Raw genomic sequence first — 20643 nt, forward strand, 5'->3', positions numbered from 1 at the left:
TGGGATGATGTTCGCTCTGCCTCAAGGTGCTGGCGCTATGACCACGAAATGCCCGATTTGATCGATTACAGATCGTCAGGATCGGAAAATTCTCCTCCCTCGGCAAAGCGTCCAGGAATGTTCAGACCAAAATGCAGGTAGGCATGGCGGGTGACCACACGACCGCGTGGCGTGCGCATGATATAGCCCTGCTGAATCAGATAAGGCTCCAGCACATCCTCGATGGTATGGCGCTCCTCGCTGATGGCCGCCGCCAGGTTGTCGACGCCCACCGGACCGCCGTCGAACTTCTCGATCATGGTCAGCAGCAGGCGTCGGTCGGAGTGATCGAAACCGCGCTCGTCCACGTCCAGCAGGTTGAGCGCCATGTCAGCGATGTCTTTGCTGATCTGGCCTTTGCCGCGAACCTCGGCATAGTCACGTACACGGCGCAGTAGCCGATTGGCGATACGTGGCGTACCACGGGCACGACGGGCGATCTCGAAGGCGCCCTTGTCTTCGATGACCAGACCGAGAATGTGCGCGGAGCGGCTGACGATGGTTGCCAGGTCTTGATTGCTGTAGAACTCGAGGCGCTGGACGATACCGAAGCGATCGCGCAGTGGATTGGTGAGCATGCCAGCGCGCGTGGTGGCGCCGACAAGCGTGAAGGGCGGCAAGTCGAGCTTGATCGAGCGCGCCGCCGGCCCTTCACCGATCATGATGTCGAGCTGGAAATCCTCCATGGCGGGATAGAGCACTTCCTCGACCACCGGAGACAGGCGGTGGATTTCGTCGATGAACAACACATCGTGCGGTTCCAGGTTGGTCAGCATCGCCGCCAGGTCGCCAGGGCGCTCAAGGATGGGGCCGGATGTGCTCTTGACCGAAACGCCCATTTCATGGGCGATGATATTGGCCAGCGTGGTCTTGCCCAAACCTGGCGGACCGAAGATGAGGGTATGGTCGAGCGATTCGTGGCGGCCGCGCGCGGCCTGGATGAACAACCCCATCTGCTCGCGCACGACTGGCTGGCCGATATAGTCGTCCAGGCTCAAAGGACGGATGGCGCGGTCCTGGACCTCTTCGCGATCCCGCCCGCTGGCGGCGATGAGACGGTCGGCTTCGATCACTTGACGATCATCCCCTTGAGGCTGTGACGGATGAGCTCTTCACTGCTCATGCTCGCCTTGTCCTTGATCGCCGACACCGCCTTGCTCGCTTCCTGCGGCTTGTATCCCAGCGAGATGAGCGCACTGACCGCATCGGCTTCGGCGCTGGAGGTGCTGGCCACCGGCAGCGGTCCATCGGACACCAGGGTGAACATGGCAGGGGACGATTCCCAGGCCTTGAAGCGGTCCTTGAGTTCCACCAGCAGGCGCTCGGCGGTCTTCTTGCCAACACCGGGCACACGCACCAGGGCAGAGGCGTCCTGAGCCTGCACGCAGCGCACCAGCTCATCCACCTCCAGGCCCGACATCAGTGCCAGCGCCAATTTCGGACCGACACCATTGAGCCGGATCAGCTCGCGGAACAGCTCGCGCTCGCGTTTTTCGAAGAAGCCATAGAGCAGGTGAGCGTCCTCGCGAACCACCAGATGGGTATGCAAGGTCACCGTTTCACCCACCTTGGGCAGGCGGTACAGCGTCGTCATCGGCACCTCCAGCTCGTAGCCCAGGCCATTGACATCGATAATCAGGTGCGGCGGCTGTTTCTCCGCCAGGGTGCCACGCAAACGTCCAATCACGTTCCGATCCTTTCTCTAGACTGCCCGGCCAGTGACCGGTCAACCCTATCAGCAAATACGGCGGGTGAACGCGCCACCCGGACAAAATGTGTATCAGCGCATGAAGTGGTTACAGGCGCAAGCGGCCTGCGCGTCGACGCGCAGTCGTCAGGCCGTGCGGCACCAGACTGGAGCGTGTATGGGCGTGGCACAGGGCGATCGCCAGCGCATCGGAGGCATCGATCTGAGGTTTCTGAGTCAGCTTGAGCAGGTGCATCACCATCAGCATCACCTGCTCCTTGTTGGCCCCGCCGCTTCCGGCCACCGACTGCTTGACCTGACTGGCGGTGTATTCGGCGATCTCGAGTCCCGCCTCGGCGGCAGCGACGATGGCGGCACCACGGGCCTGGCCCAGTTTGAGCGCCGAGTCGGCGTTGCGCGCCATGAACACCCGCTCGATGCCCATGGTGACGGGACCGTGCAAGCGGATGACCTCGCTGACACCGCGAAAGACGATCTGCAGCCGTTCATGCAGCTCACCGCCGCCAGTGCGGATACATCCGGAAGCCACGTACTCGCAGCCACGCGGCGTATGGCGTACAACGCCGTACCCGGTGATGCGCGAACCGGGGTCGATACCTAAAATCAGCGTCATAAGGCCTGCAGTTGTCAACACGTTGCGTCGGCTGCTTCGCTGCGGCGACTTGCCCGCGAAGCAGCCCTGAAGGCCAAGGAAACCTTAGCCGAGTTTGTCCATGATCTCGTCGCTGATCTGCGCGTTGGAATAGACGTTCTGGACATCGTCCAGGTCCTCGAGCATATCGATCAACTTGAGCACCTTCTGTGCAGCGTCTTCATCCAGCTCCGCACTGGTGGTCGGCTGCATGACGATTTCCGCGTCCGCAGCCTTGAAGCCGGCCTCCTCCAAGGCGCTCCGCACGGCGTAGAAAGCGCCGAAGGAGGTGAAAACATCGAAGGAGCCGTCGTCATTGCCGACCACATCATCGGCATCGGCCTCCATGGCCGCTTCCATCAAAGCGTCTTCCTCGACACCCGGCGCGAAGCTGATCTGGCCTTTGCGCTCGAACAGGTAGGCCACCGACCCATCGGTGCCCAGGTTACCGCCGCACTTGGCGAACGCGTGGCGCACGGCGGCAGCGGTGCGGTTGCGGTTGTCGGTCATGGCCTCGACCATGATTGCCACGCCACCCGGACCATAGCCTTCGTAGCTGAGCTCTTCGACGTTGTCGCTTTCGTTGGTGCCGGCGCCCCGAGCCACGGCGCGATCGATGATGTCGCGACTCATGTTGGCACCCAGGGCCTTGTCCAGCGCCAGGCGCAAACGCGGGTTGGAGGCCGGATCACCGCCGCCCTGCTTGGCCGCGACGGTCAGTTCGCGGATCCACTTGGTGAAGATCTTGCCTCTCTTGGCATCCTGGCGTTCTTTGCGGTGCTTGATGTTCGCCCACTTGGAATGACCGGCCATAACGACTCCAAATTCTTGAAACAAAAACAGGTTCCGCCCCGAAGGGCGGAACGCGAAGAATCCTGCGCGACAGCGCGAGGCGCCCCGCTCACGGGGCGCACAGATCGATCACTCGACCTTGGTCTGCTCGCGCAGGCGGATGTGCAACTCACGCAGCGCCTTGGCATCGACCTGGCCTGGAGCCTGGGTCATGACATCGGCGGCGCTCTGGGTTTTCGGGAAGGCGATCACTTCTCGGATCGACTGAGCGCCGGTCATCAGCATGACCAGGCGATCCAGACCGAAGGCCAGACCACCATGGGGCGGCGCACCGAACTTCAGGGCATCGAGCAGGAAGCCGAACTTCTCCTCCTGCTCCGCGGCCTCGATACCCAACAGGCGGAACACGGCCTGCTGCATTTCCTTGCGGTGGATACGGATCGAACCACCGCCCAGCTCAGTGCCGTTGAGCACCATGTCGTAAGCGCGCGACAGGGCACCGGCCGGATTGGCTTCGAGCTCTTCAGGGGTGCACTTGGGCGCGGTGAACGGGTGGTGAAGTGCGCTGAAGCTACCGTCATCGTTCTCTTCGAACATCGGGAAGTCGACGACCCACATTGGCGCCCACTCGCAGGTCAGCAGATCGAAATCGTGACCCAGACGGATGCGCAGCGCGCCCAAGGCTTCACTGACGACCTTGAACTTGTCGGCACCGAAGAACACGATATCGCCATCGACCGCGCCGACGCGATCGAGGATCACCTCGAGGTTGGCCTCAGGAATGTTCTTGACGATGGGCGACTGCAGGCCTTCGACACCCTTGGCACGTTCGTTGACCTTGATGTACGCCAGGCCCTTGGCACCATAGATGCCGACGAACTTGGTGTACTCGTCGATCTTGCTGCGCGGCATGGCAGCGCCGCCCGGTACGCGCAGGGCGGTGACGCGGCATTTGGGATCGTTGGCAGGACCGGCGAAGACCTTGAAGTCGACATCCTTCAACTGGTCGGCGACATCCACCAGTTCCAGCGGGTTACGCAGGTCAGGCTTGTCGGAGCCGTAACGGCGCATGGCTTCTTCGAAGGTCATGTGCGGGAAGTCGCCGAACTCCAGATCCAGCACTTCCTTGAACAGCTTGCGGATCATGCCCTCGGTCAGGCCCATGATCTCGGACTCGTCGAGGAAGCTGGTCTCGATGTCGATCTGGGTAAACTCTGGCTGGCGGTCAGCGCGCAGGTCTTCGTCGCGGAAGCACTTGGCAATCTGGTAGTAACGGTCGAAACCCGCCACCATCAGCAACTGCTTGAACAGCTGGGGCGACTGCGGCAGTGCGAAGAAGCTGCCGGGGTGGGTGCGGCTGGGCACCAGATAGTCGCGGGCGCCTTCTGGCGTGGCGCGAGTCAGGATCGGCGTTTCGACGTCCAGGAAGCCGTTTTCGTCGAGGAAGCGGCGGATGCTGCTGGTGATGCGTGAACGCAGACGCAGCTTGTCGGCCATTTCCGGACGGCGCAGGTCAATGAAGCGGTACCGCAGGCGGGTTTCCTCGCCGACATCGGAATACTCGTTCAGCGGGAACGGCGGCGTTTCGGCTTCGTTGAGCACGTTCAACTGATAGCCCAGCACTTCGATAGCGCCGGAGGCCATGTTCGCATTCACTGCGCCGTCAGGACGCTTGCGCACCTTGCCGGTGATCTGCACCACGTACTCGCTGCGCACGCGGTCGGCGGCGGCGAAGGTGTCGGCGCGATCCGGATCGAACACGACCTGGGCCATGCCTTCGCGATCACGGATATCGAGGAAGATCACCCCGCCGTGGTCGCGACGACGGTGGACCCAGCCGCAAAGGGTGACTTCCTGGCCGTCCAGGCTCTCGTTCAGTTGGCCGCAATAATGGCTGCGCATCATGATCGTGGTTTCGCTTCTCGTGATTCGTGTAATCGGTGGCGGTCTTGCATGCCCTAAAGGCTAATAGTGCAAGACCCTGTCGCTGCAATTCAACTCAGTCGGCCTTGTCGCCGGCCAGGTTCTTTTTCGCGCCGGTCTTGAAGTCGGTTTCATACCAGCCACTGCCGCTCAGGCGGAAGCCGGGAACCGAGAGCAATTTCTTCAAGGCGGGTGCCTGGCAGGCGGGACACTCGGTCAACGGCGCTGCGCTGATCTTCTGCAACGCCTCCAGGCGATGGTCGCAAGACGCGCATTGATAGTCATAAAGGGGCATGGAGGTCTCTCGTCAACCACAACGCAGGCTGCCATGGCAGCAAAAAGCGCGATTATATATGGTTGTGCCGTACAGCGCAGCCCGCCCTGCGATCAGTGCGTCTGAGGCGGATCCAGCAGCCATGCGACGCAGATCACCCGGATCAACCCACTGAAGTTGCGCACACCGCCTTGGCGCAGATGCACTTCACGGTCGACATAGGACAGCACGGCGCTGACCGAGCAACCGTTGGCCTGAGCGATAGTCTCGAGAATTCGCCAGTAGACGGCCTCCAGACGCAGGCAGGTGGCGAAACCATTGAGCCTGACCGAACGCGAAACCGGCACGATCAGCATCATGTCGAAGTCTGCCCTGAAAGGGTCCTTGCAATCCTTGCTCGGCCATCCACCACTTCTGCTCTCCTGCCCCATAGATGCGCCCCTCGTCGCTGATCGATCACCCCTGGAGCAACAGCGCCAGGATGGCGCAATGAAGCGCCGTTGAGGCGTTGCAGAGCAGCAGTAAGCGTTTCCCACCAACAAAAAGGCCCGGAATCACACGCGACCCCGGGCCCTCTGGCGCACAATCACACCTGCATTACAGCGTTATTGACCGTCCAGCAGCACCCGCAGCATCCAGGCAGTTTTCTCATGGACCTGCATGCGCTGGGTGAGCAGATCGGCGGTAGGCTCATCGCTGACCTTGTCCACCACCGGGAAGATGCTACGCGCAGTGCGCACCACAGCTTCCTGCCCCTGCACCAACTGACGGATCATTTCGTCGGCGGGCGGCACCCCCGCCTCCTCTTCGATCGAAGAGTGACGTGCATAGAACGCGTAGGAACCCGGAGCTGGAAAGCCCAGCGCACGAATACGCTCGGCAATCGAGTCGACGGCCAGAGCCAGTTCGTTGTACTGCTCCTCGAACATCAGGTGCAGCGTACGAAATGAAGGCCCAGTGACGTTCCAATGGAAGTTGTGGGTCTTCAGATACAGCACATAGGTGTCCGACAACAGGCGCGACAGCCCTTCGACAATGGACTTACGGTCTTCTTCACTGATACCGATATCAATAGCCATGAATCTCCCCTTTCCATAAGGCTTGACGATCAAGCAGACCAAACGACTGTACCAACACGCGTAGGACGCTTCCCATGAAACGATTCAATCGACCCGTTTACGGTAGCCGGTTTGAGAAGCCCATGGCTTTACTGTTAAATAGGCATCGTGCCACCCGTGCGGACCGTTATTGCCGGGTGCATAGGCTGACTGTCACGTGATCGCGCCCTCAGCTTTCGCGCACCGTGCCATCAGCTCTTCCTGTGATCGGCCTTATCCACCATGTGAGCCCACCTAATGTTCAAGATCGTCCATCTGGTGACGGGCGTCGCGGCTTTGCTGCTCTCGCTCATACCCAGCCTCAGAACCGACGCTGCACCTCTACTGCAACAGCCTGACGCCCTTTACCTGGCCCTGCTTGGGCTACTCAACCTGGTATTGGCGCCCGTAGTACCGCTTTACTACCGCACCATGCGTCAACGGGTACAGAATCTGGCCAGCGCTTTGCTAGTGGCCGCGGTCATCCTTCAGACCATTACCCTGCTTGCCCGCCCCGAACTCGGCAGCCTGTGGGCGTTGCTCTGCGCAGCCCTGGCGGTGCTTCTGCACCTGTTCGCCGGCTTCGCCCGCGGCCCGCGCCTCGCACGCAGCAACCCTGCCGACGCGGCGCAGACCAGCAAGCGCGATACCGGAACCGTGAAGTGGTTCAACACCTCGAAAGGCTTCGGATTCATCTCGCGTGATAGCGGCGATGACATCTTCGTGCACTTTCGCGCCATCCGCGGCGAAGGCCACCGCGTCCTGGTCGAAGGTCAGCGCGTGGAGTTCTCGGTGATGCATCGCGACAAAGGCCTGCAGGCCGAAGACGTGATCGCGGTGTCACGCCGCTGACCCAACCGCCTCCGCCGCCCTCAATAATGAGGCGGTGGAGGCTCATCCTCTCCGGCTTCGTACTGGCCAACCATTTCCTCATAGCGCTTGAGCAGTTCAGCCATCTGCAATTGCAGGCGCTCGATCACTCGACTCTGTCCCGCCAATTCATCGTTGAGCGCCTGAATAGTGTCGTCCTGAAAGGCTTGGCGCGTTTCCAGCTCTATGACGCGTGACTCCAGCGACATTTTCAAATCTCCACGAAACCATCGAGCGCCAGCGCCTTGATGCGTTGACGCAGGGCGTCCACCTGACCTGGCGCATAATCGCGCGCAGCCACCTTCCCCCACACTGGCGCAGGCCATGCTGGATCCATGCGGTGGCGGACGACGATGTGCATGTGCAACTGGCTCACCACATTGCCCAGCGTGGCGACGTTCATCTTGTCAGCCGCAAACTCGACCTTCAGTGCCTCGGCCAACGCCGTCACCTCGGTCCACAATTGCTGGCGATCAACTTCGTTCAGCTCGAATAGCTCGCATACATCGGGGCGCCGGGGCACGAGAATGAACCAGGGGTAATTGGCATCACGACTGACCAACAGACGGCACAACGGCAAATCCCCCAGCACCAGTGAATCCTGTTGTAGACGCGCATCCAGAACAAACACTACAAACCTCCCCATTCGTCACGATCCGGCTCGGGCGCCGGAAAAGCGCAAGCATACCTTGGCGACGGCGCCCCAGGCAGGCCATGCGCTCCCCATGATGAAACCGCCGGAACCCACTGCACCGCAATCGGTAACACTGCGCTACTTTTCGCACCAAAATGAGGCGAAGAAAACACTTATTCAACAGCGACGCAGCACAAACTACTCAGCATGAACAGTCGACGGTAACACCTTGACCTGAAAGCCAGCATTCAAACGCGGCCAGCACTCACCGCACGGCATACCATCAGACACTCGACACCCCATGTTTCCGGGCGATCTGAGATGGCCACCCGCCATTTGTGAAAATTTCATCAACCGGAACAGTTTTTGTGCATGCTTGTTGCATTCAGCAAAAGCCAAGTCGACAGGTCATCCGCGCAGGCAGCACAGCCGCGGTAAATGACAACAGCGGCAGGATTTGCCACGAGACTTGCTTCCCTGCCATTACGGCTGCATTACGAGGAACAAGCAGCGCCACGTTGTATAACCCTGATAAAGGGGGCGTGATTTGCGACATGGAAATAACTGTCAGCGACACGACCATAAACTTACCGAAAGGTTCCGTTTTTGGTGTCGCCAAGATTACCCAGCGTGATATACATTTTTCGCGGACATAAAAAGAAAGCGCTGCCCCGTATAACCAAAAACAGTTGGGCGTAGCGGTACTCTTCCTAAACCAAAGGAGCAAATCACGATGCGCGTGATGAAGTGGAGCATGATCGCCCTGGCTGTTGCAGCAGGGACTTCGCAGATGGCTGTGGCCTCTTCGCAGGACGAGTCCAAGGGCTTCGTCGAAGACAGCAAGCTGAACGTCAAGATGCGGAACCTGTATTTCAGCCGTGACTACCGAAACGCGGAAACCGCAGCCAATCGCGCCAACCGCGTTCGTCATGACCAGCGCGAATGGGGCCAAGGCTTCATCGGTACCTTCGAATCGGGCTTTACCCAGGGCACCGTCGGCGTGGGTGTCGACGCCATCGGCCTGCTGGGCCTCAAGCTCGACAGCGGTCGCGGCTATTCGGGCACCGGCCTGTTCCCTACTGGCTCGGACCGTCGCTCCCAGGACGATTACTCCAAGGGCGGCGCCGCAGTCAAATTCCGCATCTCCGACACCGTGCTGAAAGTCGGTCAGCAATTCACCGCACTGCCTGTCTTCGCCACCGACGACAGCCGCCTGCTGCCGGAAACCGCTGAAGGCGCGTTGATCACCAGCAACGAAATCAAAGGGCTGACCCTGCACGCCGGTCGCTTCACTGCACTGAATGCGCAGGCCGAGACCAATCACGACAGCCTGAACCTGAAGTCGGCTAATGTCCTGGGCGGTACCTACCTCATCACCGACGGCCTGAGCACCAGCCTCTACTACTCCAAAGTGGAAGACTACTGGCGCAAATACTATGGCAACGTGAACTGGTCTGTTCCGCTGTCCGACAAACAAGGCCTGGTGTTCGATTTCAACATCTATGACACCAAGAGCGATGGTCGCGGCATCCAACGCGCTGAGAAGGATGGCACCACCAAGCTCGACAACCGTGCATTCAGCCTCTCCGGCGCCTATAACATCGGCGCGCACACCTTCACCCTGGCTTACCAGCGCGTGACCGGCGACGGCGACTACGGCTACGGCGTCGACGGTGGCGGTACTGTGTTCCTGGCCAACTCCGTTGCCCGTTCGGACTTCAACGCCGAAGACGAAAAATCCTGGCAGGCGCGCTATGACCTGAACTTCGCCGAGTACGGCATTCCAGGCCTGTCGTTCATGACCCGCTACGTTCGCGGCACCGGCGCCAACACTGCCACCAGCGACAACGGCAAAGAGTGGGAGCGTGACATCGACGTGAAGTACGTCCTGCAGGAAGGCCCTGCCAAGGATCTGAGCTTCCGCGTCCGCCAGGCCACCTACCGCTCCAGCGACGGCGTCTACTACGGTTCGGGCTCGCTCGACGAACTGCGCCTGATCGTCGAATACCCGCTGAGCATCCTGTAAGCCCCGGCTTGCATCGTTGCGCCACGAAGAAGCCCGGCATTCGCCGGGCTTTTTCATGGCTGACAAAGGCAGGCGCCCTGGGGCATCCTGTACGCCTTCCTCTGACGCCCGTACAATGCGGGGTCTTTTCAAATACTCAGGCAATCGACACGGCTTCCCATGCGCACCAGTCAATATTTGCTCGCCACCCAGAAAGAAACTCCGGCAGACGCCGTCGTCATCAGCCACCAGCTCATGCTGCGTGCCGGCATGATCCGCAAGCTGGCCTCCGGCCTGTACACCTGGCTGCCGATGGGCCTGCGGGTAATGCGCAAGGTCGAGCAGGTCGTGCGCGAAGAAATGAACGCTGCCGGCGCCCTCGAAGTGCTCATGCCCAGCATCCAGCCCGCTGAACTGTGGCAGGAGTCCGGGCGCTGGGAGCAGTACGGCCCTGAGTTGCTGCGGTTGAAGGACCGTCATGACCGTGAGTTCTGCGTAGGCCCGACACACGAGGAAGTGATCACCGACCTGGCGCGCAACGAGCTGTCCAGCTACAAGCAATTGCCACTGAACATGTATCAGATCCAGACCAAGTTCCGCGACGAAATCCGTCCGCGCTTCGGGCTGATGCGTGGCCGCGAGTTCATCATGAAGGACGCCTACTCCTTCCATGCCGACCAGGCTTCGCTGCAGGAAACCTACGACCGCATGCACCAGGCCTACACCAACGTCTTCACCCGCCTGGGCCTGGACTTCCGGCCCGTGCAAGCCGACACCGGCTCCATTGGCGGTAGCTACTCCCACGAATTCCACGTCCTGGCCTCTTCCGGCGAGGACGATGTGATCTTCAGCGACAGCTCCGACTACGCTGCCAACATCGAGAAAGCCGAAGCGATTCCGCGCGAAACCGTGCGCCCGGCGCCCACCGAAGAACTGCGCCTGGTCGATACGCCCAACGCCAAGACCATCGCGCAATTGGTGGAGAGCTTTGGCCTGCCGATCGAGAAGACCGTCAAGACCTTGATCGTGCGCGGCAGCGAGGAAGGCAAGCTGGTTGCCCTGGTGGTACGCGGCGATCATGAGCTCAACGAAATCAAGGCTGCCAAGCTCGAACAGGTCGCCGACCCACTGGTCATGGCCAGCGACGCGGAACTGCGCGACGCCATCGGCGCTGGCGCCGGCTCGCTGGGCCCGCTGAACCTGCCACTGGAATGCGTCATCGACCGCTCGGTCGCGTTGATGAGCGACTTCGGCATCGGCGCCAACATCGACGATAAACACTACTTTGGCGTGAACTGGGAGCGCGATCTGCCGGTGCCACAGGTGGCCGACCTGCGTAATGTGGTCGAAGGCGACCCGAGCCCGGATGGCCAAGGCACGCTGGTGATCAAGCGCGGTATCGAGGTGGGGCACATCTTCCAGCTCGGCACCAAGTACAGCGAAGCGCTGAAGTGCCAGGTACTGGGCGAAAACGGCAAGCCCGTAGTGCTTTCCATGGGCTGCTATGGCATCGGTGTCTCTCGCGTGGTTGCTGCGGCCATCGAGCAGAGCCACGACGACAAGGGCATCATCTGGAATGACGCCCTGGCGCCGTTCCAGATCGCCCTGGTACCCCTGCGGTACGAAACCGACGCCGTACGCGAAGCCACCGACAAACTGTATGCCGAGCTGACGGCGGCCGGCTTCGAGGTGCTGTTGGACGACCGCGACAAGAAGACCAGCCCCGGCATCAAGTTCGCCGACATGGAACTGATCGGCATCCCACATCGCATCGTCGTCAGCGACCGAGGCTTGGCCGACGGCAACCTGGAGTACAAGCACCGTACCGAGCAGGACGCACAACCGCTGCCACTGAACGAAGTGCTGACCTTCCTGCAGGCCCGCATCCGCCGCTGACCCATACTGCACGAGTGACCATGTCCAAGCGAAGTACCTTTACCCTGGGGGGCGCCGCACTCTGCGGCGCCCTGTTCCTCAGCGGCTGCGCCAACCAGATGTCCCAGCGCAGCGAACACGAGGAGCGTGTCGAGCGCAAACTGCTCGAACACAGTCTGCAGATCGATGTCGGCGAGCCCAAGGTCATGGAGCTGCCGCAACGACGCGTGCGCGTCAACGAGCAGCGGCGCTTCGAAGTCACCGAGTTCGAGGTCACTCGCCGCTACGACCGCTACACGCCCTACCAACCCTGGCGGGAGATCTACGAGATTCCGCTGGGCGCGGTGGCCGTGGTGGCCGGCATCGGTGCCAATGTGGTCAACGTGCTCACCTTCGATAGCTTGCCCGAAAGCGTCACCCACGATTGGCTGAGCTATGGCCTTGCTGGGCTCAATCCGTTCATGAACGTGCAGTCCAACGGGCGCGCCCAGCAGAACCTGGCGGGCATCAGCGAAGTGCAGAAGGACCAGCGCGAGGAATTCACTCGCCTGCCATGGAACGAGCGCCTGGTCGAGGTCAAGGCCGGCAGCAAAACCCATGAACTGACCACTGACAAGAATGGCGTACTGCGCCTGAACCTGCTCGACAGCCCGTTCGCCGAGCAGAACCTCAATCGTGTCGGCACGCTGCACCTGGCGGTCGTCGACGAGGACAGCGGTATTCGCGGCGACGCCAGCCTGCTGGTGAGCGCCGGCCTGCGCAGCAAGCTGGTGGAGGCGCGCGAGCTGATCTTCGACGATCTCGAGGACGATGACGTGGGTCAGTGGGTACACCGGGTCAAGCGCCTTTCGGAGCTGGGCCTGGAAGAGGAAGCGAGCGAGCTGGAGCAGAGTCTGATCGAACTGACCCGTAACGATCCGGAGCTGCAGCAGGAATTCCTCAAGACCCTGACCAAGGAAACGGGCCGACTGGTTGCCGATCCAGGCGAGCGATAGCCGCCAGCACCCTGAAAGGGCCGCAATGCGGCCCTTCCTTTATAGCGTGGAAAATAACTCCAGCTGCTCATGGGCTCCGCGCAAGTCACGAAGTCGCACCCCGACCCCCAGCAATCTCACCGGCTTGCCGCCGCGAGCGAACGCCTGACTGAGCAGTTGCCGGTAGCTCTCCAGATCCCTGCCCGCCCCTGCCTGCTCCAAGGTGGTCTGGCTGAAATCATGGAACTTGACCTTGACGAAGGGCTTGTCCGGCCGGTAGCTCGCATCCATCCGCGCGATCCGCTGATTCAAGGTCTCGAGCAGGTCTGGCAATTTCTCCAGACAACTGCCCAGATCCGGCAGGTCATTGTCGTAGGTGTTCTCGACGCTGACCGACTGACGTCGGCTGTCGGTCTGCACGGCACGCTCGTCGATCCCATGGGCCAGCCCCCACAGCCGTTCGCCGAAGCTGCCGAATTCGCGCACCAGGCTCAGACGTGACCACGCGCGCAACGCTTGGCACGTATCGATGCCAAGCCGCGACAACTTGTCGGCAGTGACCTTGCCGACGCCATGCAAGCGGGCAACTGGCAACTCGGCGACGAACGCTTCGACCTGCTCCGGCCTTATCACGAACAGCCCGTTGGGCTTGCGCCAGTCGCTGGCGATCTTGGCGAGGAATTTGTTGGGCGCCACTCCGGCAGACACGGTGATGTGCAGGGTTTTCGCGACACGCCGACGGATATCTTCGGCAATGCGCGTAGCGCTGCCGGAAAACCACTGGCTGTCGGTGACATCCAGATACGCCTCATCGAGCGACAAAGGCTCGATCTGGTCGGTGTAGTCGCGAAAGATCGTGTGAATTTCTCTGGAGGCTTCACGATAGGCCTCGAAGCGCGGCTTGACGATCAACAAGTCGGGGCACAGCTTCACGGCGTGCCCTGAGGACATCGCCGACCGTACCCCGTAGGCCCGCGCCTCATAATTGCAGGTGGCGATCACCCCGCGCTGACCCGGCTGCCCGCCCACGGCCATGGGCCGACCTGCTAGACGCGGGTCGTCACGCATCTCGATGGCCGCATAAAAGCAGTCGCAATCAATGTGGATGATCTTGCGCAGAGACATGGATGACAGTCACCACTGTAAATTCATACAGATATTACAGCATGGCTTCCATGTGCCGTCAGCCCCCGACATGCACTGTCAAACGCATCCGTGCGCACCTAGCGACACCGCTGAAACAGCATTGCCCAAGAGGCAACATCGGGCGATGCTCACCCGTACAACGCTAAGAGATTGAACAAAAAAGGTTTTTTTGAAATAAAGCTTGACTCCCTCAAGGATCTGCGTAGAATTCGTTTCCACAGGCGCGGGATGGAGCAGCCTGGTAGCTCGTCGGGCTCATAACCCGAAGGTCGTCGGTTCAAATCCGGCTCCCGCAACCAGATTCGAGAGAAGGCCACTGTTCACACAGTGGCCTTTTTCTTTTCTCCTGGAAAAATATTCCTTGAAATCAAAGATTAACGCTTGACACCCCAGCTACATTGCGTAGAATGCGCACCACTGACGCGGGATGGAGCAGCCTGGTAGCTCGTCGGGCTCATAACCCGAAGGTCGTCGGTTCAAATCCGGCTCCCGCAACCATATTCGTCAGAACAGGCCCCGCCTATCCCAGGATAGTGCGGGGCTTGTTGCGTTCGGCGTTTAAAAAATTTCGCCTGCGCACGCTGTAGCCGTCTGCCACCTCAATGAACTAACTTTAACTAACCTGAAACGGATAAAGCTGCTCCACCCGGAGTACTATCTGGACACGTTTTCCAAAGGGACTTTCACTTGGCCGCACGTCTCCTCTGCCTCGCGCCCGTTGTCCGAGGTATCTCATGACTTCCAGCTCTCCCGATTCCCAGGCCCCCATCACCGCCGCGCTGCCCACTGCCGCACAGCGCCTGCCGTGGCTGGAGCGACTGAGCAAATATCGCCAACCTATAGGGCTGGCAATCACGCTGCTGCTGTTCGCCATGGCCTTGATCGCCTGCCGCCACCTGCTCAGCGAGCTGGACATCTATGCGCTGCACGACGCCATGCTCAGCGTGCCGCGCCAGGCATTGCTCGGTGCGTTCGTCGCTACAGCGGCAGGTTTCGTCATTCTGCTGGGCTACGAGTGGTCGGCGGCCCGCTATGCGGGCGTCAAGCTGCCGCCCAGGATCATGGTGCTGGGCGGCTTCAGCGCGTTCGCCATCGGCAACGCCATCGGCCTGTCCATGCTGTCAGGTGGGTCGGTGCGCTATCGGCTTTACGCAAGGCAGGGCATCGGCGCTGCCGAAGTGGCGCGGATGACCGTTTTCGCCAGCTTGTCGTTGGGTTGTGCTCTGCCACCCTTGGCTGCGCTGGCAACGCTGAGCGATCTGCAATCGGCCTCTACTGCGCTGCGGCTGTCGCCACTACTGCTAGGCAGTATTGCCACTGCGGTGCTGCTGGCGAGCGTGGTCCTGGCCATCGGCCTGTATCGTCGCCGTGCCGAAGAGCAGCCGCTGGCCGACAACCTGCTGGTCAAGCTGGGCCGTCGCACGCTGCGCCTGCCCAGCGCGCGCCTGACCGGCCTGCAACTGCTGATCACCGCACTCGACGTGGCCGCGGCTGCCACGGTGCTCTACCTGCTGCTGCCCGAGGCGCCCCCCTTCGGCGCGTTCGTCCTGGTGTACCTGTTGGCCCTAGCGGCCGGGGTACTCAGTCACGTTCCTGGCGGTGTCGGCGTGTTCGAAGCCATCCTGCTGGCAGCCTTCGCCAATCAGTTGGGTGCTGCGCCCTTGGCTGCCGCGCTGCTGCTGTATCGGCTGATCTACGTGGTACTGCCGCTGCTGGTCGCCTGCGTGCTGTTGCTGGTCAACGAGGCCCGTCGCCTGCTGTTCACGCAGCAAGCGATCAAGGCCGCCTCGGGGCTGGCCGCTCCGGTACTGGCCATCCTGGTCTTTCTCTCCGGAGTGGTACTGCTGTTCTCCGGCGTGACCCCTGAGATCGACAGCCGCCTGGAGCACATGGGCTTTCTTATTCCGCATCGACTGATCGACGCTTCGCACTTCGGCGCCAGCCTGATCGGCGTACTGTGCCTGCTGCTGGCCCAGGGGCTGCGGCGACGCCTGTCGGCAGCCTGGCTGCTGACTACCATCCTGCTGCTGGCCGGCGCCTTGCTTTCGCTGCTCAAGGGCTTCGACTGGGAAGAGGCGTCGATGATGATCTTCACCACCGCCCTCCTTGCGCTGTTCCGCCGCTCGTTCTACCGACCCAGCCGCCTGCTCGAACTGCCCTTCTCGCCCATTTACCTGGTGGCCAGTGCCTGCGTGGTCGGCGCCTCGGTCTGGCTGCTGCTGTTCGCCTACCAAGACGTGCCTTACAGCCACAGGCTCTGGTGGCAGTTCACCCTCGACGCCGATGCCCCGCGTGGCCTGCGCGCCGCGCTGGGCAGTGCGGTACTGCTGGTGATCGTCGCGCTGACCTGGCTGTTGCGCACTGCGCGTCCGGTCATCCACCTGCCCACTGAAGAAGAACTGCAGCGCGCCAACCGCGTCCTGCTGGCCTCCGACCAGCCCGACGGTGGTCTGGCGCTGACCGGCGACAAAGCGCTGCTGTTCCACCCCAACGACAATGCGTTTCTCATGTATGCCCGTCGCGGCCGCAGCCTGGTCGCGCTGTACGATCCGATCGGTCCGGCCCAGGAGCGCGCCGAGATGATCTGGCAGTTCCGCGACCTGTGCGACCTGCACCATGCTCGCCCCGTGTTCTACCAGGTCCGCGCCGAGAACCTGCCGTTCTACATGGACATCGGCCTGACCGCGATCAAGCTCGGCGAGGAGGCGCGGGTCGACCTGCGCCGCTTCGACCTGGAAGCCAAGGGCAAGGAGATGAAGGACCTGCGCTACACCTGGAACCGAGGCGGACGCGACGGCCTCACTCTGGAAGTCCACGAGCCGGGCCTGGCACCTCTCGAGGAACTGCGGGAAATCTCCAATGCCTGGCTGGCCGGCAAGAACGTACGCGAAAAAGGCTTCTCCCTCGGCCGCTTCAGCCCGGAGTACCTCAAGCACTTCCGTATCGCCCTGATCCGCTTCCAAGGCCGCCCGGTGGCGTTCGCCAACCTGCTGGAAACCCACAGCAACGAGTTGGCCAGCCTGGACCTGATGCGCGCCCATCCTGAAGCGCCGAAGCTGACCATGGAATTCATGATGCTCGGCCTGATCCTGCATTACAAAAGCCACGACTACGCCCGCTTCAGCCTGGGCATGGTGCCGCTGTCTGGTCTGCAACCACGCCGCGGCGCCCCCCTGACCCAACGCCTGGGGTCGATGGTGTTCCAGCGCGGCGAGCAGTTGTACAACTTCCAGGGGCTACGGCGCTTCAAGGACAAGTTCCAGCCGGACTGGGAACCTCGTTACATGGCAGTGCCTGCCGGGCTTGATCCCCTGGTCGCACTGGCCGATACCGCCGCCCTGATTGCTGGCGGCCTGACTGGATTGGTGAAACGCTGATGATCCGACGTTACTGGCTGTACCTGCTGATCCCCGTGCTGCTGGCCGCATTGGCCGGCGGCGTGGCCTTCTGGATGTGGACTCGCCCTGCGCCCGAAGCCCGAATCGAACACCTCACCCTGGACGATGGCAGCAACCTGACCCGCGTCACGCCCGGCGTGCGTGCCAAGAGCCTGGTGGCCGTCGGCGTGCCGCACGATCAGGCACTGACCGACAAGCAACTGCTCGACCTCAGCCAAGCCGGCGAAGCGCAGCTGGTGCAGGTGATCCTGCCGACTGGCGACTGCGGCAAACAGCAAGTGGCGCTGGACCAGGCCATGGCCAAGCTGTCCGGGAAACCGACCCTCGTCGCCGGCATCGGTCCAGGCGCCTCCCAAGCGTGGCGCTGGCTCGCCGCGCAACGCGACGACAAGGCGCGCGCCATCTCGGTGGACTTCAATCTCGAACAGCCTGGCTGCCAGGTGGCGATGCCCAAGACGGCTGCGCACGGTCACTGGAACGTGGCCTGGAACGACAATCCGGATGACGCCAGCGCCGCCTTCGTGCGTGATCAGCCCAATGCCGAGACCAGCATCAGCGACTACGATATTCACTTGCCGCAAGTGCTCAAGGCCCAACTGACGCAGGCCTTGGTAGGCCGCGACGGCAATGCACTGGCCATTCCCGTGGTCGAGGTGCCGGCCGGACAAACCACGGACACCGTCACCCTGTTCCTCTCCGGCGACGGCGGCTGGCGCGACCTGGACCGCGATGTCGCCGGCGAGATGGCCAAGCTGGGCTATCCGGTGGTTGGTATCGATACGCTGCGTTACTACTGGCAGCACAAAACCCCTGAGCAGAGCGCCGCCGACCTGTCGGAACTGATGCAGCACTACCGCCAGAAATGGGGCACCAAGCGCTTCGTGCTGACCGGCTACTCGTTCGGTGCCGACGTGCTGCCGGCCATCTACAATCGCCTGCCTGAAGCCGATCAGAAACGTATCGACGCCGTCATCCTGCTGGCCTTCGCCCGCAGCGGTAGCTTCGAGATCGAAGTCGAAGGCTGGCTCGGCAAGGAAGGTCAGGAGGCGCCGACCGGCCCGGACATGGCCAAGTTGCCGGCCGCCAAGGTGGTGTGCATCTACGGCGAGGAAGAGACCGACGAAAGCGGCTGCACCGACAAGACCGCGGTGGGCGAGCGTCTGAAACTGCCAGGCGGCCACCATTTCGACGAGAACTACCCGGCGTTGGCCAAACGCCTGATCGGTGAGATCGAGACCCGCCAGGGCAAATCGAACGTCGCCGAGCAGTAACAGCACAAGGGCCGCATCGCGGCCCTTGTGGTTTCAGTCAGATCTCGACCTGGGTGCCCAGCTCGATCACCCGGTTCAGCGGCAGGTTGAAGAAGCGCAGATTGCCGTTGGCATTCTTCAGCAAGAAGGCGAACAGGTTGCTGCGCCAGCGCGACATGCCTACCAGACGTGAGGCGATCACCGTCTCGCGGCTGAGGAAGTAGGTGGTACGCATGGGGCTGAAATCCAGCGCATCGAGATGGCACAGGCGCAGCGCTGCCGGCACGTCCGGCTCATCCATGAAACCGAAATGCAGCAGCACCCGGAAGAAGCCGTCGCCATAGGCTTCCACCTCGAAGCGCTCGGCCTCCGGCACCCGTGGACGGTCCTCGCTAACCACCGTCAACAGCACCACCTGGCTGTGCAGCACCTGGTTGTGCAGCATGTTGTGCAACAGCGCGTGGGGCACAGCGTCCGCCCGCGCAGTCAGGAACACTGCGGTGCCTTCGACCCGGTGCGGTGGCTGGACACGGATACTGCCGATGAACACGGGCAACGGCAGCGCGCCCTCGTCGATGCGCTCCACCAGGATCTGCTTGCCACGCTTCCAGGTACTCATCAACACGAACAGCACGATCCCCGCCAACACCGGGAAGGCACCGCCCTGGACGATCTTCGGCACGTTGGCAGCGAAGAACAGCCCGTCTACCAGCAGGAAGCCCACCAACAAGGGGACGGCCAGCAGCGGCGGCCACTTCCACAGCAGCAGCATCACCGCAGCGACCAGGATGGTGGTCATCAGCATGGTGCCCGTCACCGCGACGCCGTAGGCCGCAGCCAAGGCGCCAGACGACTCGAACCCGATGACCAGCAACACCACGCCCACCATCAGCGTCCAATTCACCGCGCCGATATAAATCTGGCCCTGCTCATCGCTGGAGGTGTGCTGGATCTGCATGCGCGGCACATAACCGAGCTGGATGGCTTGGCGAGTCAGGGAGAAGGCCCCGGAAATCACCGCCTGCGAAGCGATCACCGTGGCCAGGGTCGACAGCGCCACCAGCGGCAGCAAGGCCCAGCTCGGGGCCAGCAGGTAGAAGGGGTTGCGCGCCGCTTCCGGGTTCTGCAACAGCATCGCCCCCTGGCCGAAGTAATTGAGCACCAGTGCTGGCAGCACCAAGGCGAACCAGGCCCGGGCAATGGGCTTGCGGCCGAAATGGCCCATGTCGGCGTAGAGGGCTTCGGCGCCGGTCAGTGCCAGCACCACGGCCCCAAGAATGGCCACGCCCATGCCCGGATGGACGATGAAGAAGTTCAGCGCCCATCCCGGATTGAACGCCTTGAGTACCTCAGGGCTCTGCTGGATGCCGTGCACGCCGAGCACCGCGAGCACCAGGAACCACACCACCATGATCGGTCCGAATGCCTTGCCGATCTTCTCGGTACCGTGCTTCTGCACCAAGAACAACGCCACCAGCACCACCAGCGAGATCGGCACCACCCAATGGTCGATACCCTCGAATGCCAGCCCCATACCTTCAACCGCCGACAGCACGGAAACCGCCGGCGTGATCATGCTGTCGCCATAGAACAGCGAAGCGCCGACCAGCCCGCAGCCGACCATCAGCATGCGCAAGCGCGGATATTCGGCCGTGGCGCGTCGCGCCAGCGCGGTGAGTGCCATGGTGCCGCCCTCGCCCTGGTTATCCGCGCGCAGGATGAACATGACGTACTTGAACGACACGACCCACAGCAGCGACCAGAGAATCAGCGACAAAATGCCCAGCACCCCGTCATGGTCGACCTGTACGCCGTAACCACCGGTGAAGACTTCCTTGAGCGTATACAACGGGCTGGTGCCGATATCGCCATAGACCACCCCCACAGCTGCCACCAGCAGGCCCAACGGCCGTGCCGCCCCGTGCCCGCCCTCGGCGTGACTGCTTGCCTGAACCATCGACCACTCCCGCAGACGGCCCCACCGGGCCGATAGTATTCGCACCGGACGCACTGCGCAGACTTCAAAG

The 20643-nt window shown here is 61.9% G+C and carries 17 protein-coding genes, 2 tRNA genes and 1 pseudogene; 8 read left to right on the forward strand and 12 right to left on the reverse strand.

The window, feature by feature from the left end; genetic code table 11:
* Positions 1 to 65: 65 nt before the first annotated feature.
* From ruvB to NJ69_RS12475, 8 genes are all read right to left on the reverse strand, one after another.
* Complete coding sequence (gene ruvB, locus NJ69_RS12440) at positions 66 to 1112, reverse strand: Holliday junction branch migration DNA helicase RuvB (protein WP_029611896.1); 1047 nt, start codon at positions 1110 to 1112, stop codon at positions 66 to 68.
* On the reverse strand, positions 1109 to 1726 hold the full coding sequence (gene ruvA, locus NJ69_RS12445) for a Holliday junction branch migration protein RuvA (protein ID WP_029611897.1): 618 nt from the start codon (positions 1724 to 1726) through the stop codon (positions 1109 to 1111). The genes ruvB and ruvA overlap by 4 nt, the downstream gene beginning before the upstream one ends.
* Positions 1727 to 1835: 109 nt before the next feature.
* Complete coding sequence (gene ruvC, locus NJ69_RS12450) at positions 1836 to 2360, reverse strand: crossover junction endodeoxyribonuclease RuvC (protein ID WP_029611898.1); 525 nt, start codon at positions 2358 to 2360, stop codon at positions 1836 to 1838.
* An 84-nt stretch (positions 2361 to 2444) separates the two neighbouring features.
* Entirely contained in the window at positions 2445 to 3191 is a 747-nt protein-coding gene (locus tag NJ69_RS12455; protein ID WP_039579483.1) for a YebC/PmpR family DNA-binding transcriptional regulator, read from the reverse strand.
* Between the two features lie 108 nt (positions 3192 to 3299).
* Positions 3300 to 5075, reverse strand: a complete 1776-nt coding sequence (aspS, locus tag NJ69_RS12460; protein WP_039579485.1) for an aspartate--tRNA ligase — start codon at positions 5073 to 5075, stop codon at positions 3300 to 3302.
* A 94-nt stretch (positions 5076 to 5169) separates the two neighbouring features.
* A complete protein-coding gene (locus tag NJ69_RS12465; RefSeq protein ID WP_039579487.1) occupies positions 5170 to 5388 on the reverse strand; it encodes an FmdB family zinc ribbon protein in 219 nt (72 codons plus the stop codon).
* A gap of 92 nt (positions 5389 to 5480) precedes the next feature.
* The gene (locus NJ69_RS12470; RefSeq protein WP_039579489.1) at positions 5481 to 5798 is read right to left on the reverse strand and encodes a ribbon-helix-helix domain-containing protein; all 318 of its coding nucleotides are present in this window, start codon (positions 5796 to 5798) and stop codon (positions 5481 to 5483) included.
* Positions 5799 to 5972: 174 nt separating this feature from the next.
* Positions 5973 to 6446 carry a Dps family protein gene (locus tag NJ69_RS12475; protein ID WP_029611902.1) on the reverse strand — a complete coding sequence of 158 codons (474 nt, stop codon included), beginning with the start codon at positions 6444 to 6446 and terminating at the stop codon, positions 5973 to 5975.
* 276 nt (positions 6447 to 6722) lie between these two features.
* On the opposite strand from NJ69_RS12475, the gene NJ69_RS23015 reads away from it, so the two are divergent.
* Positions 6723 to 7316: a cold shock domain-containing protein gene (locus NJ69_RS23015; protein WP_039579492.1), complete on the forward strand. Its 594-nt coding sequence runs from the start codon at positions 6723 to 6725 to the stop codon at positions 7314 to 7316.
* A 20-nt stretch (positions 7317 to 7336) separates the two neighbouring features.
* On the opposite strand, the gene NJ69_RS12485 is transcribed toward NJ69_RS23015, so the two are convergent.
* Together NJ69_RS12485 and NJ69_RS12490 are read right to left on the reverse strand one after the other, a co-directional pair.
* Positions 7337 to 7543: a SlyX family protein gene (locus tag NJ69_RS12485; RefSeq protein ID WP_029611904.1), complete on the reverse strand. Its 207-nt coding sequence runs from the start codon at positions 7541 to 7543 to the stop codon at positions 7337 to 7339.
* A 2-nt stretch (positions 7544 to 7545) separates the two neighbouring features.
* Positions 7546 to 7965, reverse strand: coding sequence for an HIT domain-containing protein (locus NJ69_RS12490; protein WP_039579495.1), 420 nt, complete (start codon positions 7963 to 7965; stop codon positions 7546 to 7548).
* Positions 7966 to 8701: 736 nt separating this feature from the next.
* Between NJ69_RS12490 and NJ69_RS12495 the strand changes: the two genes are divergently transcribed.
* From NJ69_RS12495 to NJ69_RS12505, 3 genes are all read left to right on the forward strand, one after another.
* Positions 8702 to 9994, forward strand: coding sequence for an OprD family porin (locus NJ69_RS12495; protein WP_039579498.1), 1293 nt, complete (start codon positions 8702 to 8704; stop codon positions 9992 to 9994).
* A 159-nt stretch (positions 9995 to 10153) separates the two neighbouring features.
* Positions 10154 to 11869: a proline--tRNA ligase gene (locus NJ69_RS12500; protein ID WP_039579500.1), complete on the forward strand. Its 1716-nt coding sequence runs from the start codon at positions 10154 to 10156 to the stop codon at positions 11867 to 11869.
* 20 nt (positions 11870 to 11889) lie between these two features.
* Complete coding sequence (locus NJ69_RS12505; RefSeq protein WP_029611906.1) at positions 11890 to 12843, forward strand: hypothetical protein; 954 nt, start codon at positions 11890 to 11892, stop codon at positions 12841 to 12843.
* 39 nt (positions 12844 to 12882) lie between these two features.
* On the opposite strand, the gene dinB is transcribed toward NJ69_RS12505, so the two are convergent.
* Positions 12883 to 13941 (reverse strand): DNA polymerase IV, encoded by a 1059-nt coding sequence (gene dinB, locus NJ69_RS12510; protein ID WP_162889595.1) that lies wholly within the window; start codon positions 13939 to 13941, stop codon positions 12883 to 12885.
* A gap of 249 nt (positions 13942 to 14190) precedes the next feature.
* Here dinB and NJ69_RS12515 point away from each other — a divergent pair.
* The 4 genes and pseudogenes from NJ69_RS12515 (at position 14191) to NJ69_RS12530 (ending at position 18637) form a co-directional block, all read left to right on the forward strand.
* A tRNA-Met gene (locus NJ69_RS12515) sits at positions 14191 to 14267 on the forward strand.
* Positions 14268 to 14389: 122 nt separating this feature from the next.
* Positions 14390 to 14466, forward strand: a tRNA-Met gene (locus tag NJ69_RS12520).
* 255 nt (positions 14467 to 14721) lie between these two features.
* Positions 14722 to 17345, forward strand: a pseudogene (gene mprF / locus NJ69_RS12525) (bifunctional lysylphosphatidylglycerol flippase/synthetase MprF).
* A complete protein-coding gene (locus NJ69_RS12530) occupies positions 17345 to 18637 on the forward strand; it encodes a virulence factor family protein (protein WP_029611908.1) in 1293 nt (430 codons plus the stop codon). The pseudogene mprF and the gene NJ69_RS12530 overlap by 1 nt, the downstream one beginning before the upstream one ends.
* 37 nt (positions 18638 to 18674) lie before the next feature.
* On the opposite strand, the gene NJ69_RS12535 is transcribed toward NJ69_RS12530, so the two are convergent.
* Positions 18675 to 20573 (reverse strand): potassium transporter Kup, encoded by a 1899-nt coding sequence (locus NJ69_RS12535; RefSeq protein ID WP_039579506.1) that lies wholly within the window; start codon positions 20571 to 20573, stop codon positions 18675 to 18677.
* Positions 20574 to 20643 lie beyond the last annotated feature (70 nt).

The sequence above is a fragment of the Pseudomonas parafulva genome (assembly GCF_000800255.1).
Classification (GTDB): Bacteria; Pseudomonadota; Gammaproteobacteria; order Pseudomonadales; family Pseudomonadaceae; genus Aquipseudomonas; species Aquipseudomonas boreofloridensis.